This is a genomic window from Rhizobium sp. CF122 (assembly GCF_000282035.1).
Lineage (GTDB): Bacteria > Pseudomonadota > Alphaproteobacteria > Rhizobiales > Rhizobiaceae > Rhizobium.
Map to the genome: position 1 here is coordinate 142,574 of NZ_AKKA01000008.1, position 13,076 is coordinate 155,649.

At 61.2% G+C, this 13,076-nt stretch carries 10 protein-coding genes and 2 pseudogenes; 6 read left to right on the plus strand and 6 right to left on the minus strand.

Translation table 11 applies throughout. The features are described 5' to 3' along the window. Positions 1-265: 265 nt before the first annotated feature. The 4 genes from PMI09_RS01105 to PMI09_RS01120 form a co-directional block, all read right to left on the minus strand. A complete protein-coding gene (locus PMI09_RS01105; protein WP_007788016.1) occupies positions 266-3,442 on the minus strand; it encodes an efflux RND transporter permease subunit in 3,177 nt (1,058 codons plus the stop codon). After that, on the minus strand, positions 3,439-4,866 hold the full coding sequence (locus tag PMI09_RS01110) for an efflux RND transporter periplasmic adaptor subunit (RefSeq protein ID WP_007788017.1): 1,428 nt from the start codon (positions 4,864-4,866) through the stop codon (positions 3,439-3,441). The genes PMI09_RS01105 and PMI09_RS01110 overlap by 4 nt, the downstream gene beginning before the upstream one ends. After that, positions 4,863-5,267, minus strand: coding sequence for a FixH family protein (locus PMI09_RS01115; RefSeq protein WP_244423699.1), 405 nt, complete (start codon positions 5,265-5,267; stop codon positions 4,863-4,865). The genes PMI09_RS01110 and PMI09_RS01115 overlap by 4 nt, the downstream gene beginning before the upstream one ends. Before the next feature lie 129 nt (positions 5,268-5,396). After that, on the minus strand, positions 5,397-5,780 hold the full coding sequence (locus PMI09_RS01120; RefSeq protein ID WP_007788020.1) for a hypothetical protein: 384 nt from the start codon (positions 5,778-5,780) through the stop codon (positions 5,397-5,399). Between the two features lie 586 nt (positions 5,781-6,366). Here PMI09_RS01120 and PMI09_RS01130 point away from each other — a divergent pair. The 4 genes from PMI09_RS01130 (at position 6,367) to PMI09_RS01145 (ending at position 8,623) form a co-directional block, all read left to right on the plus strand. Then, positions 6,367-6,576, plus strand: a complete 210-nt coding sequence (locus tag PMI09_RS01130) for a cold-shock protein (RefSeq protein ID WP_007788021.1) — start codon at positions 6,367-6,369, stop codon at positions 6,574-6,576. A 174-nt stretch (positions 6,577-6,750) separates the two neighbouring features. Then, positions 6,751-7,128, plus strand: coding sequence for a DUF6481 family protein (locus PMI09_RS01135; protein ID WP_007788022.1), 378 nt, complete (start codon positions 6,751-6,753; stop codon positions 7,126-7,128). 68 nt (positions 7,129-7,196) lie between these two features. Next, entirely contained in the window at positions 7,197-8,297 is a 1,101-nt protein-coding gene (locus tag PMI09_RS01140; RefSeq protein WP_007788023.1) for a fatty acid desaturase, read from the plus strand. Further along, positions 8,294-8,623: a hypothetical protein gene (locus PMI09_RS01145; protein WP_007788024.1), complete on the plus strand. Its 330-nt coding sequence runs from the start codon at positions 8,294-8,296 to the stop codon at positions 8,621-8,623. The genes PMI09_RS01140 and PMI09_RS01145 overlap by 4 nt, the downstream gene beginning before the upstream one ends. Before the next feature lie 55 nt (positions 8,624-8,678). On the opposite strand, the pseudogene PMI09_RS32730 reads toward PMI09_RS01145, so the two are convergent. After that, a pseudogene (locus PMI09_RS32730) lies at positions 8,679-8,792 on the minus strand (DNA polymerase IV); the annotation flags it as partial. Between PMI09_RS32730 and PMI09_RS01150 the strand changes: the two are divergent. Beyond that, a pseudogene (locus tag PMI09_RS01150) lies at positions 8,766-9,224 on the plus strand (transposase); the annotation flags it as partial. The pseudogenes PMI09_RS32730 and PMI09_RS01150 overlap by 27 nt on opposite strands. 31 nt (positions 9,225-9,255) lie before the next feature. Here the strand turns inward: PMI09_RS01150 and PMI09_RS01155 are convergent. Next, positions 9,256-11,112: a mechanosensitive ion channel family protein gene (locus tag PMI09_RS01155; protein ID WP_007788026.1), complete on the minus strand. Its 1,857-nt coding sequence runs from the start codon at positions 11,110-11,112 to the stop codon at positions 9,256-9,258. Positions 11,113-11,937: 825 nt separating this feature from the next. Between PMI09_RS01155 and PMI09_RS01165 the strand changes: the two genes are divergently transcribed. Further along, on the plus strand, positions 11,938-12,909 hold the full coding sequence (locus tag PMI09_RS01165; RefSeq protein ID WP_007788031.1) for a 3'-5' exonuclease: 972 nt from the start codon (positions 11,938-11,940) through the stop codon (positions 12,907-12,909). Positions 12,910-13,076: the final 167 nt, after the last annotated feature.

Here is a 13,076-nt window from a genome sequence, read left to right on the forward strand (position 1 = left end):
ATCGGGTCATTCCCTGCGGCTTGTACACCGACACTGCCGTCGTCGCGAAATACGACGAGGCCTGCGGCATGGACGACGAACGAGGGCCGAAGATCGAGAAGGTCGCTGTTCGACATGGCCGACTCGAGCGACGCAACGGCGACGTAGACTATTCCCTTCATCCGCAGCAGCAGGACCACCGCGACAAGGAGAGTCGCGATCACCACAAGTCCGAGGATGCCCGCAAGCCCCATGCTCACATGATGTCGGCCATCATGGCCTCCGTTCATTCCGCTGCCTCGAGGCTACGCTCGTCGTCTTCCGTGTCGGACCGCAAGATCGCATACGCCGTCGCAGGAAGTCGCCATCCCTTGACCATGCCGTAGACTGCCGGAATGACGACCAGCGTCAGCAGCGTCGACGACACCATCCCGCCGATCATCGGCGCGGCGATGCGCTGCATGATCTCCGATCCCGTGCCGGTCCTCCAGAGGATGGGAACGAGGCCGGCCATGATGGCGACGACAGTCATCATCTTCGGCCTGACGCGCTCGACCGCGCCGACCATGATCGCTCTGTTGAGGTCCAGCCTCGAGAAGGAACGACCTTCCTTTTCACAGGCTTCGCGCTGTTCCTTCAAGGCGTGGTCGAGGTAGATCAGCATGATCACACCCGTCTCGGCCGCCACACCCGCAAGGGCGATGAAGCCGACGGCGACCGCCACGGACGCATTGAAACCCATCCACCACATCAGCCATATGCCGCCGACCAGCGCGAAGGGCAGGGACAGCATGACGATCATCGTCTCGGTCAGCGCCTTGAAGTTCAGGTAAAGCAGCAGGAAGATCAGCGCCAGCGTCAGGGGGACGACGATCGCAAGCCGCGCCTCGGCCCGTTCGAGATATTCGAACTGGCCGCTCCAGGCGACGGAATAGCCGGGCGGCATCCTCACCGATTTGGCGACAGCCTGCTGGGCTTCGGCGACGTAACCGCCGAGATCGCGGTTGGCGATGTCGACGTAGATGTAGACCGCAAGCTGGCCGTTCTCGGTACGGATGGTCGTCGCCCCTCGGGTGAGCTTGACGTCGGCCACCTCGCCGAGAGGAACGGTTCCGCCGCCAGGGAGAGATACTTGCACGTCCCTGGCGATCGCCTGCGGATCGCTCCGGAAGGCTCTCGGATAGCGGATCGCGACGCCGTATCGTTCCCGGCCTTCGACAGTCGAAGTGACGACCTCGGAGCCGAGTGCCATGCTGACGACATCCTGGACATCGTTAATGGTCAGTCCGTAGCGGCCCAGCGCGACGCGATCGGGAACGATGTCGAGGTAGTAGCCGCCGATCACCCGCTCTGCATAGGCGCTCGACGTGCCGGGGATCGTCTTCAGAACCGCCTCGATCTGGCGGGCGATCGTCTCCATCTCGCCGAGGTCAGTGCCATAGACCTTGACGCCCACGGGCGTCCTGATCCCGGTCGACAGCATGTCGATGCGTGCCCGGATCGGCATGGTCCAGGCGTTGGAGACGCCGGGGAACTGCAGGGCCGCGTCCATCTCCTGCTTCAGGCTGTCGATCGTCACGCCCGGCCGCCATTCCGACTTCGGCTTGAGCGTGATGATCGTTTCGAACATTTCCGTCGGGGCCGGATCGGTGGCGGTCAGGGCACGCCCAGCCTTGCCGAAGACGCTTTGCACCTCGGGGAAGGACTTGATGATGCGGTCCTGCGTCTGCATCAGCTCCGCCGCCTTGGTGACGGAGATGCCGGGCAGGGTCGTCGGCATGTACATCAGCGTGCCCTCGTCGAGATTGGGCATGAACTCGCTGCCGATGTGCTGTGCGGGCCAGACGGTCGCCGCCAGGATGGTGACGGCGGCCAGGATCGTCAAAGTCTTCACCTTCAGCACGCCGGAGATGACCGGGCGGTAGACCCAGATCAGAAAGCGGTTCACCGGATTCTTCCGTTCAGGGACGATATGCCCACGGACGAACAGCACCATCAGTGCCGGCACCAGCGTCACCGATAGCAGCGCGGCCGCCGCCATCGAGAAGGTCTTTGTGAAGGCGAGCGGACCGAACAAGCGTCCCTCCTGCGATTCCAGCGTGAAGATCGGCAGGAAGGATACGGTGATGATCAGCAGGCTGAAGAACAGCGCCGGACCGACCTCGCTCGCCGCCTCGACAAGAATGTCGATCCTCGGCTTGTCCGGCGGCGCCCGTTCCAGATGCTTGTGGGCGTTCTCGATCATGACGATCGCCGCGTCGATCATCGCGCCGATGGCGATGGCGATACCGCCGAGGCTCATGATGTTCGCGCCAAGACCGAGCAGCCGCATCGCGATGAAGGCGATCAGGATGCCGACCGGCAGCATGATGATGGCGACGAGGGCGCTGCGGACATGTAGCAGGAACGCGATGGTTACCAGCGCGACGACGATGGATTCTTCCACCAGCGTGCCCTTCAGCGTCTCGATAGCAGCCTCGATCAAGGTCGAGCGGTCGTAGACGGGAACGATCTCGGTCCCTGCCGGAAGGCTGCTCTGGATGGAATCGAGGCTCTTCTTGGCATTGTCGATGACGGTCAGCGCATTGGCCCCGAACCGCTGCAGCACGATGCCGCTCGCGACTTCGCCTTCGCCGTTCAGTTCGGTGATGCCGCGCCGTTCGTCCGGAACGAGTTCCACCTTGGCAACGTCACTGAGCTTGAGCGGAACGCCGTTCTGGCTCTTCAGAACGATGTTCTCGATGTCGGGGATACCCTTGAGGTAGCCGCGCCCGCGCACCATGAACTCGAACTCGGACAGCTCGACCGTACGGCCGCCGACGTCGGTGTTGCTGGCGCGGACCGCGTTGGCGACGTCACTGAGCGACACGCCCTGCGCCTTGAGGCGGGCCGGATCGACGACGATGGAATATTGTTTGACGAAGCCGCCGACGCTGGCGACTTCCGAGACGCCTTCGGACTTGGAAACGGCGAAGCGCACCACCCAGTCCTGCACCGATCGCAGTTCGGCGAGCGACAGCTCCTTGGCGATGACTGCATACTGGTAGACCCAGCCGACGCCCGTCGCGTCAGGGCCGAGCGTCGGCGTGACGCCCTGGGGAAGGCGGCTTTGTGCGGCGTTCAAATATTCCAGCACGCGGCTGCGCGCCCAGTAGGGATCGGTGCCGTCGTCGAAGATCACATAGACGAAGGAGACGCCGAAGAAGGAGAAACCGCGCACGACCTTTGATTTCGGCACCGTCAGCATCGACGTCGTCAGCGGATAGGTCACCTGGTCCTCGACCACCTGCGGGGCCTGGCCGGGATATTCGGTATAGACAATGACCTGCACGTCGGAGAGATCGGGAATGGCGTCCAGGGGAAGGGACCGCAGAGCATAGACGCCGCCGGCGACGGCGAGCGCCGCGCCAACGAAAATCAGCACGAGATTATGGGCGGACCAGGAGATCAAACGGGAGATCATGGTTTGGCCTCCTCGGTCATGGCGCTGAGCGCCGAGTTCAGGTTGCTTTCCGCGTCGAGCAGGAAGTTAGCGGACACGACGACCTTGTCGCCGGCGGCGACGCCCTTGGTGATCTCCGTGCTGTCCTCGCCTCGGACGCCGAGCACGACGTCTTTCGGCTCGAACTTTCCGTCGCCCTTGTCGATGAAGACGATCTGGCGGTCGCCCGTGTCGACGACGGCGCTATTGGGGACGGCGACGACCGGGTTGGGAGCACCGGCCTCGATCGCGACGTCTGCATACATGTTGGCGAGCAGTGTGCCGTCCGGATTGGGGAGCTCGATGCGGATCTTCGTCGTCCGCGTCTGCGTCTCGACCTCCGGATAGACAAGATTGACGATACCCTTGAACGTCCTGCCTGGAAGGCTCCGGACGGTGACGTCGGCCTGCGCGCCGATCCGGACGGAGGCGAGGTCGTATTCCGGGACGTTGGCGATCACCCAGACGTTGGAGATGTCGGCGATGCGGAACAGCACGTCGCCGGGCTTGGCCATCATGCCGGTCGTCGCCATGCGCTCGAGCACGATGCCATCGCGCGGGGCGGTGTAGGTCATGCTCGCCGGCACCTGTCGGGTCCGGGCTATGCTATCGACGACTTCCTGCGGGACGCCGAGGTTCTTCAGCCGCAATGCCGAGCCGGCGTCGTCGTCTCCGCGTCCACCGGTCCTGCCGGCGGCGTATTCCGAGGCGGCGGTGGCGATCTCCCTCGAATAGAAGCGGAAGAGCCTCTCTCCCTTGCCGATGTGGTCGCCCGTCGTGACGTTGGCGACGTCGTCGATAAAGGAGTCCGTGCGCATCGAGATGATGCTGACGAGGCGCTCATCGAGCGCCACGGTGCCCGGCACGCGAACCTTGCGGCCGATGCTGGCCATCTCGGCGGTCGCCGTCTTCACGCCCGTGCGCTGCAGCTTGCCGAGCGAGACCTTGACCGTGGAAGCGTCGGACTGCTCGCCCTCGTAGACAGGAATGTAGTCCATGCCCATCGAATCCTTCTTCGGCACCTTCGACGTGTCCGGCAGACCCATCGGGTTGCGATAGTAGAGGATGGGTCGTTTCGACGGCGGGGCGTCCGTGGCTGCGGCAGCGGCGGGCGCCTTCGCCTTGTCGTCGAAGCTGACGTCCTCGCTCGCGTGCACGGCGACGAACGGTCGTCCGTCGTCGATGTTCTTCGGCGTCGCCGAGAACTGCGGCAAGCCGTCCGGATGGCGGTAGTAGATGACCGCTCCAGTCGGGGAGGGAGTGGGAGCGGCGGGCGTTGCGAGCGCCGTCTCGGCCAGGTCGAAGCCGAGAACGGATGCCAGGTTGTTCGTGCCAGCCCAATAGCCTCCCGCGCCGAGCAATACGGCGAGGCAGAGCGTGGCTGCCACACGCGATGGCGTGTTCAAGGCGCTGCCTTGAGGACGACTTCGCCCTCGACGGTGTCCGGCTCGCCCTGGATCTTGGCGGCGAGCTTGAAGCGCCAGCCGCCCGCCATGGTGAAGTCGGACTTGAAGGCGTAGACGCCGGGTTCCGTCGAGCTGGCCGCTTCGACTGGGGTCGTCATCGTCTCCATGCCCTCGGGGGCCATGTCCATGCGGGTGGTGAAGATGACGGCGTCGGGAACCGGCTTGCCCGTCCGCTTGTCGACCAGGCGGACGGAGACCAGCGATCCCTGGCCCTGCTTGACGTCGGTCGAAACCGGCTGGAACTCGTAGTCCTGCGCGGCTGCGAAGGACACGGTGGCGGAGCCGACGACCAGAGCGCCGGCGAGGAGCATCGCTCCTGCTGAAAAGGAAGTCTTGTTCATGATTCCGATCTCATCGGGACGGATCTCTTTGATCTCGTCCTCGGGTCAAAATTGATGGCCGTCGGATTCCAACGAACGTATTCGTGCGTCCGGTGTGAACCGCAGGCGTGCTTCAAGAATGGATTGAGATCAGGCTTTCGGAGGTCGGGCCGGCGGCTCGACAAGGGCCGGCGTCAGTTGCGACGCGGGAATCAGATTGTAGCGGTGGGACTGCCAGGAGACGGCGAACGACCAGCCGTGGCCGCCCGGGGCGTGGGCGAAGATCGAGGTCGTGCACACCAATGACAGCGGGCAGCCCTTGGCGCAGTCCGGCTTGACGGGCTGCTTTTCCGGGCAGCAGGGCATCTCCTCCGCCATCTTCATGCCGGGCATGGCGCTGGACATATCCTCCATCGCCGCCGCACCCGAAGACGCCATGGCGCTGCTGGCCAGTCCAATGCTCGCAGGGCCGACGGCAACGACGAACATGGCGACAAGCAGAAACAGGCGATGGAGGGCCTTGTGGAGATTCATGCGCCGGATATTGGCATGACGATTCCGGGAATGGAAGGCGGGTTCACGGAGATGTGTTTTGAGATCGCCGCGGCGGCGGGCCGCGCATCAATGAGAATTCTGACCGTGCTCCGCTCGGAGCATCTGCTGCGTCACCGCGACCGGGCGCTTCGTCAGAGGCTATTCGATGACAACGTTCTCGCAAACGCAGTTAGCTGTGTTGGACACGATCATGGATGGAGGCGAGGCGAGTTTTTGGTAAGGCTACAACTAAGTTCTTTCGATCATCGAGGGCGAAAGCCTGACGAAAGCGGAGTATGCAGCGCGGATCGGTCAGAGGCTTTCGAGTTACCGTGCTCACCCGCCGAAGACAAACAGGGCGGCATGTATCCGCAAGATACACAACCAAAAATAGAATAGCGGCAAATTTCATAACAAGAAGTTGACGAGACGTCGATGACACTATATCAAGAACCATCGATACTTTGTTTGCCGATATTGTTTTTGCAGCGCTCTGCGCCTCTTGATCAACTTTCCCTCTCAAAAGTCGAAACCACCGCCGTGCGTCGCACGGTGGTCGATCAGTCGTGCGATGAAAGGGTTTGTTATGACCACTGGCACAGTAAAATGGTTCAACGCCACCAAGGGCTTCGGCTTCATTCAGCCCGATGATGGCAGCGCCGATGTGTTCGTTCACATCTCCGCCGTCGAGCGCGCCGGGATGACATCGATCGTCGAAGGCCAGAAGCTCGGCTTCCAGCTGGAGCAGGATCGCAAGTCGGGCAAGATGTCCGCAGGCCAGCTCCAAGCCGCTTAAAGCTTGAGCCTCCCATGACCAAGGATGTACTGGCATGGCGGCAAGAGCATTTAAAGGCCAGGCGAATGTCTGGCCTTTTTCCGTTAAGCGGTTGAGCGATCCGGGTGCGCCGGACGGGCTGTACGGTTTCAAATCGCCTCCACCGCAACCTCCGAAATTCGATAGGACGATTTATTGAGAACTCCGAACGACAGCTTCGCCGAGCGCCGCAAGACTGCACAAGAGGCCAGACTTAAGCTTTTGACGAAATTTGCATCCGCGCCGAAGCCTACCGATCCTGCTATGCAGGAACGTCTGGCGGCGCGCGAGGCTGCCGCTGTTGCAAGGTCGGCCCGCCGCGCTGAGCGCGACGCACTGAAAGCAGCCGAAAACGAGCGCGTACTGGCGGACACCGCCGCTTTGGCTGCTGCGGCAGAGGTTCATGAACGGGCCGAAGCCGAAGCCCGGCAGGCCGAAGTCAACAATCGCACTGCGTGTGTCGTAGCGGATGAGGCCGCGCGCAAGGCCGAGCGCGATCGCCGCTATGCTGCTCGCAAGGCGCGTCAGGGCTAACAAGCATGCGACCGCCTCGAAGCGTGGATCCAACCCGCTTCCTTGCTGCTGGAAAGAGATTCCAATCAATGAACGCCCACGCCCATCGACCGGAAGCGGCCATCGAAGACACCGCCGGTGCGTGGTTGAAGATCCTTGCAAAATACCGACAGCCACGATTGAGCCGCAGCGCGTTCGAACTACTTGTGACGGCTGGCCCATTTGTCGCGCTTTGGGCCTTGACCTACGTATCCCTGATGCAGGAGTTCTGGCCGGGGTTGATCCTCGTCGTCCCGGCAGCCGGCTTTCTGCTCAGGCTATTCATGATCCAGCACGATTGCGGACACGGATCGTTCTTCGCACGGCGGCGACTCGATACATGGATCGGGCGCACGCTCGGGGTCTTGACCCTCACACCTTATGATTACTGGCGACGGGCTCATTCCCTGCATCACGCGTCCGCCGGCAATCTGGATGAGCGTGGCATCGGCGACATCACCACCCTCACCGTCGAAGAGTATCAGACGCGTTCCTGGTCGGGGCGCCTTGCTTATCGGCTTTATCGGCATCCGCTGGTGATGTTCGGCATCGGACCAGCCTGGCTCTTTCTATTCAAACAGCGGCTGCCTTTCGGGATGATGCGCTCCGGTGCCATGCCGTGGGTTTCAACCATGAGCACCAATCTGGCGGTCGCAGCCCTGGCTGCCTCGATGATATGGGCCATAGGGTTTGTTCCCTTCATTCTGATCCATCTGCCTGTCGTCCTTCTCGCGGGTGCCGCAGGCGTCTGGCTATTTTATGTCCAGCACCAGTTCGAGGAAACTCATTGGTCGAAGACCGAAGAATGGCAATTTCCACAGGCAGCCCTCCACGGTGCGTCTCACTACGACCTGCCTGTCGTGCTGCGCTGGCTGAGCGGCAATATCGGCGTTCACCATATTCACCACCTCTCGAGCAGAATTCCCTACTATCGACTGCCGGAAGTGTTGCGCGAACATCCGGAGTTGGCAAGGATCGGCCGCATCACCCTGTGGCAGAGCCTTGGCTGTGTGCGATTGGCGCTTTGGGATGAGCGCATTGGCAAGCTCGTTTCCTTCCGGGAAGCAGCGTCAGCGAACATAGTCCAACAACCTTCCGGCGACTTCAAAACGGCGTCACAAGAAATCATTAACCCTAGGATCGAACATTGATTACGACTGCAAAGACAAGGACCAACACAGCCGCTTTGGAGGTGACGCTGACGCCGGCCCAGATCAGAGGCCTGAAGCTTGCGAAAGATGGAGACCTCTATCTTCAGGAGGGCGGGAAGTGGACGCATTTCGATGCCACGGTAACTTATGCGAAAACAGATCGCTTCAAGGAGCGGCCGATCAAGGTGAAATCGCTGACCACCGCAACATTGGAAGAGTTGACAGACCGTGGCCTTCTGCAAGCCCTCAATCTCGAGGTTGCATCGGAACAGCCTGCGCGGGGCATTACGATGGCCGGCAAGATGTGGCTGCTGAAGCACAAATAACGCCGTCCACGATACGCAGCTGGAATTTGGCAAGAGCTTTTCCACCGTCGAAAGCGTCGACCCCGAGCCGGCGCATCTTTTCGGCAGTCGCCGGTCCGACGCCATGGAATTTCTTGACGAGAAGTTGCGCTACGAAGGCGGGCTCGTTCTTCGGCGTCGCCGCGCCCTGTTGACGGCTCGCTCGCTGTTGCAAGAAAAGGCGATCGCTTTCGAGAACGATATGCGTGGGCTCCTGCGCAATTTCGGGCTGAAGGTCGGCGAGGTCTCGGGGGGCAGATTCAAGGAGAGAATACGCGAACTCGTTGAGGCGGACCCCGATCTGGCGGAAATCATGGAGCCTTTGCTTGCTGCACGGCGCAAGCTGCGCGAAGAGTTCGCCAAACTGGACAAGAAGGTTCTCCAGGGGGCGAAGCATGATGAAGTCTGCAAGCGACTGATGACGGTGCCTGGAGTCGGGCTGGTTGTCTCGCTCGCCTACGTATCGACGATCGATATTCCCGGCCGGTTCCGCCATTCGCGGGCGGTGGGAGCCGTAGTGGGACTTAACCAGTCCGGCGAAAGCAAACGGATCGGTCATGTCTGCCTATGCGGGGATCGATTGAAATGCGATATTTGGTCTAAGACTGGATTGGCTAACCGGATTCCCCCGGACCGGCATCGGCCGTCATTGGTTTCGGCACGGCTTTGATACCGTTCTCCCTGAATGCGTTTTGCACCGCCATCAAGGCTGCGCGGCGGATCATCGACTGTTTGCCCGGTTTTGCTGTGAACGATGCCTTGATGATCAGCGTCCCGTCCTCAACGTCGCCGATGCCTTTGCTCTTGAAGGTCTCGATGAGGTCTGGGGCAAGCTCCGGGTCGGCGGCAATGTCCTGTCCGATCTTTTTGAAGAGCCTGCGGACCAATTCGACGTCGGTCTCGAATGCAACGCGAAAGCTAAACTTTTCGATCGCCCAATCACGGCTGAAATTCTGAATCTTGCCGATCTGGCCGTAGGGCACCGTCGCTATTGAGCCACGTGAGTTGCGCAGCGATACGGACCGTATCGAAATCTTCTCCACGGTCCCCTTGGCACCCGACGTTTCGATATATTCGCCGAATCGGAAGGCATCGTCGATCAGGAAGAAAAGGCCGGATACGACATCCTTAACAAGTGTCTGCGAGCCGAAACCGATCGCGAGCCCAAAGACACTCAGGCCAGTGATCAGTGGCCAGACATTGACGCCTTGCGACACCAGGATCGAAAGCAGCGCCACTGCAAGGATGCTCGATTTTCCGACGGCGCTGATTAGCGGGACGATCGTGCCCAGCCTTGATCGTGGTACGCCCAGCTCTCCACCACCGGGTGTTGGACTCGCTACGATCGTGGCGCGCTCTGTCACGGTCCCGATCACATTCCAAAGAAACGCCGCCAGAAGCGCAATCAAAGCGATCCCGAACGCGTCGCGCGTGACGCTTCGCAATTCGAAGCCGAGTGCAAGCGCCAACGGCGTCGCCCACAATACTCCCAACATGGAAACTGCGGCAATCAGGATGGCGAAGCGGACTGTCTGCCGCCCAGCCGCGGTAGGGATCGAAACATCGGGGGCCTGCAACTTACGCCGCGCCCAGTTCCGGATCATCGCATCAAGATGCGGCGTTAGGAGCAGCATGAGGACGGTCACAATCACAGCCGATCCGGGCAGCGGGGCGCCAAGCGTGAGAGCGGTCTGGCTGCTAATAAACGTGATGACGAGAAATCCGATGACGATCGCAGGCCAGAATCGGGAAAGACGACTGCGCCAGTTGCTTCTCGGGCGCGGACCAGCAACCGCAGCGGCCATCGTGCGCTTGTGTCGCCACACCACACCTGCAAGCAGAAGGTAGGACGGGATTGCCATCAAAACTGTCCGGGTCAGATCCCTGAGGCCCGGCCCCGCACCCCAAATCTGCAATGTGGCGACAAGGGCGACCCCGATTGTCGCCCAGCCTATGATGATCGACAGGTCATGGGACAGCGCCAGCATATGAAGGGACCGGTGGCGGAATTCCGGCCGTCGCGATGCCGTCAATATAACTCTCGTCAGATAGAAAACGACAAAAACAACGACCGTCACAACCGCCCATAGTCGAAGGGTCCGCAGAGGCGGGCCAGGCGGGGTAAGCAGCCGTGCTGCGACAACACCCGCCGCGAGGGCAACGCCCATGGCCGCCGCACGCAAGCCAAATCTTCGCCAACCGGCACTCGCGGGATTCCATATGGTCATTTGCCGGGCCAGCACCAGGAAAGTGCCTGCCGTCAACGCCACCACCAGGACGACGGCAAAGCAAAGGAAGAGCGGCGAAGTCGATGTTGTCGCCATGGAGTTCCGCAAGTTTGCCAACTCACCGGGCAGATCCAGCACAGCAGAGAACCGTGCGTGCAGCCCCGTCGCAAAACCGTCGGTAACCTTCTCGATGGCCGCTATCGCTGAATTGACGTCCAAATCGACTGCGGTTTCTTCGCTCACGTTCCCTGTCCCTCCCTTGCGGGCCTCCACCCCATGCCGGCCGGGATCGATCCACTATCGTGCCACCGCCGCCCCGCTCTAACCCTCCTGCCGCTTGATGATAGCCACTGGTACCCTCCAGAATTGCTTCTCTTCGGCCGTGTGACGATTGCGCTAAGAGGCGAATTGCCCCAACGGCTTGGTTCAAATTCAGGGTTGTGGTTGGGACTATACGCCTTTATGTGCCGCCACGCCTGCAACATCTGGTATGGTACGGCAGGACTGGAGGTCCGCCATCGTCTACGTAATGACAGCGTGCCTCGGATTGCCCGGCCGTGCCAGCGCGAAAGCATCGAACTCATTTGCAGCGGAAGCCAAAATGATTGATTGCTGTTTCGATCGGCTACGGCAGGCGTGCCGTCGGTCGGTTGTCGCCGGCAGTTGGAGCGCACAGATTCGAGTCGCTCTTCACGACCCTGTAGGGAAGTCCGCATTGGGCTGCCAATAGCGGACGACGATGTCATCTCGTCCCGCCCGGGGAAAAGCTCGAAAAACGCTTGACCTCAATACGCCGATTGGAGAAGAGTCGCTGATGGCCTTGCCGAGCGCGGCCGCAGTCTCCGCAAGTGCTTCCTCATTCGTGTCGCGCGGCCATCGCAAAGGCGGCGCCTTCAACCGTCACGATCTCTTGCGCGCGTTGGATCGTCCACAAGGCAAAGCCGCTGCGGTTGGTGATTTCCACGGTTTCCATCATTTCTCCTGATTTGTTCGAGCGGATGTCTTATAGCGGATCTGGCGGACACTGCAGTCCTAAGAGTCGTCTAACGAATGAACCCGAGATAGCGAATGACGCAGCAGTTCGATCTGTTTGTTTCGCCGGAGGCAGCACCGGTGAAGGCGACCGGTTCCCCGGCGATGAAACGCCATTCTCCGGCAGCGTTGAGCGAAGACGACATGGTGCGGCACCTCCAGGAGACGGGCCGGTACCGTATCCTGAAAAAGCTTGAGCCTCGCCCAGTTCCGGCATCCGCGCGACCGGGATTTCCGCTGAGAGGTGTGATCCTCGATACCGAGACTACCGGCCTCAATCATCGCAACGACGAGATCATCGAGATCGGCGCGGTCGCATTCACATTCGACGCGGCTGGAAACATTGGCGATGTTATTGGCGTCTATGGTGGATTGCAGCAGCCGAGCGTTCCGATCCCACCGGCAATCACCCGTCTCACCGGCATCGCTGACGAAATGGTGGCCGGCCAGATGATCGATCTCCAACAATTGCGCGCCGTGGTCGAGCCGGCCGATCTCGTCATTGCGCACAACGCCGGCTTCGACCGGCCGTTCTGCGAGGCATTCTCGCCCATCTTCATCGGAAAAGCCTGGGCCTGCTCGGTCGCCGAAGTCGATTGGTCGGCGCGTGGCTTTGAGGGCACCAAGCTCGGCTACCTGATTGGACAAACGGGCTATTTCCACGAAGGCCATCGGGCCGTCGACGACTGCTTTGCCCTGCTCGAAGTCCTCGCGCAGGATGGGGGAGAGCCGGGACGGACACCGTTTGCCGAACTTTATGAGACGAGCCAGCGATCCCGCATTCGCATCTTCGCGGAAAACAGTCCGTTCGACATGAAGGATCACCTCAAGGCGCGTGGCTATCGCTGGTCGGATGGCAGTGACGGCCGCCCGAAGTCATGGTGGATCGAGCTTGCGGAAGACGCCCTCGACGACGAACTCCGCTATCTGCGCTCGGAAATCTATCGGTGGGATGAAGCCGACCCACCGATCAAGCGGCTCACTGCATTCGAGCGGTTCAAGGCCTGAGAAGCTATTCGCTGAGCGGACGTCGCGTGCCGTGGCAGAGCAGCGGTGGGTCTACGCTCTGTCGCTTCCGACCTGCGAAGGTGCGGCGCTTCATTGAAATGATGCAGGCGGCGGAGCGAAGGAGAACAGGGTCTTGAGTAGTGTCTCCCGCTCGACTGATGGCACCT

Coding starts and splice junctions, on each gene's coding strand:
- PMI09_RS01120 (WP_007788020.1), bottom strand. CDS start 5,780: ATGAATCTCCACAAGGCCCTCCATCGCCTGTTTCTGCTTGTCGCCATG.
- PMI09_RS01105 (WP_007788016.1), bottom strand. CDS start 3,442: ATGATCTCCCGTTTGATCTCCTGGTCCGCCCATAATCTCGTGCTGATT.
- PMI09_RS01115 (WP_244423699.1), bottom strand. CDS start 5,267: ATGAACAAGACTTCCTTTTCAGCAGGAGCGATGCTCCTCGCCGGCGCT.
- PMI09_RS01165 (WP_007788031.1), top strand. CDS start 11,938: ATGACGCAGCAGTTCGATCTGTTTGTTTCGCCGGAGGCAGCACCGGTG.
- PMI09_RS01130 (WP_007788021.1), top strand. CDS start 6,367: ATGACCACTGGCACAGTAAAATGGTTCAACGCCACCAAGGGCTTCGGC.
- PMI09_RS01140 (WP_007788023.1), top strand. CDS start 7,197: ATGAACGCCCACGCCCATCGACCGGAAGCGGCCATCGAAGACACCGCC.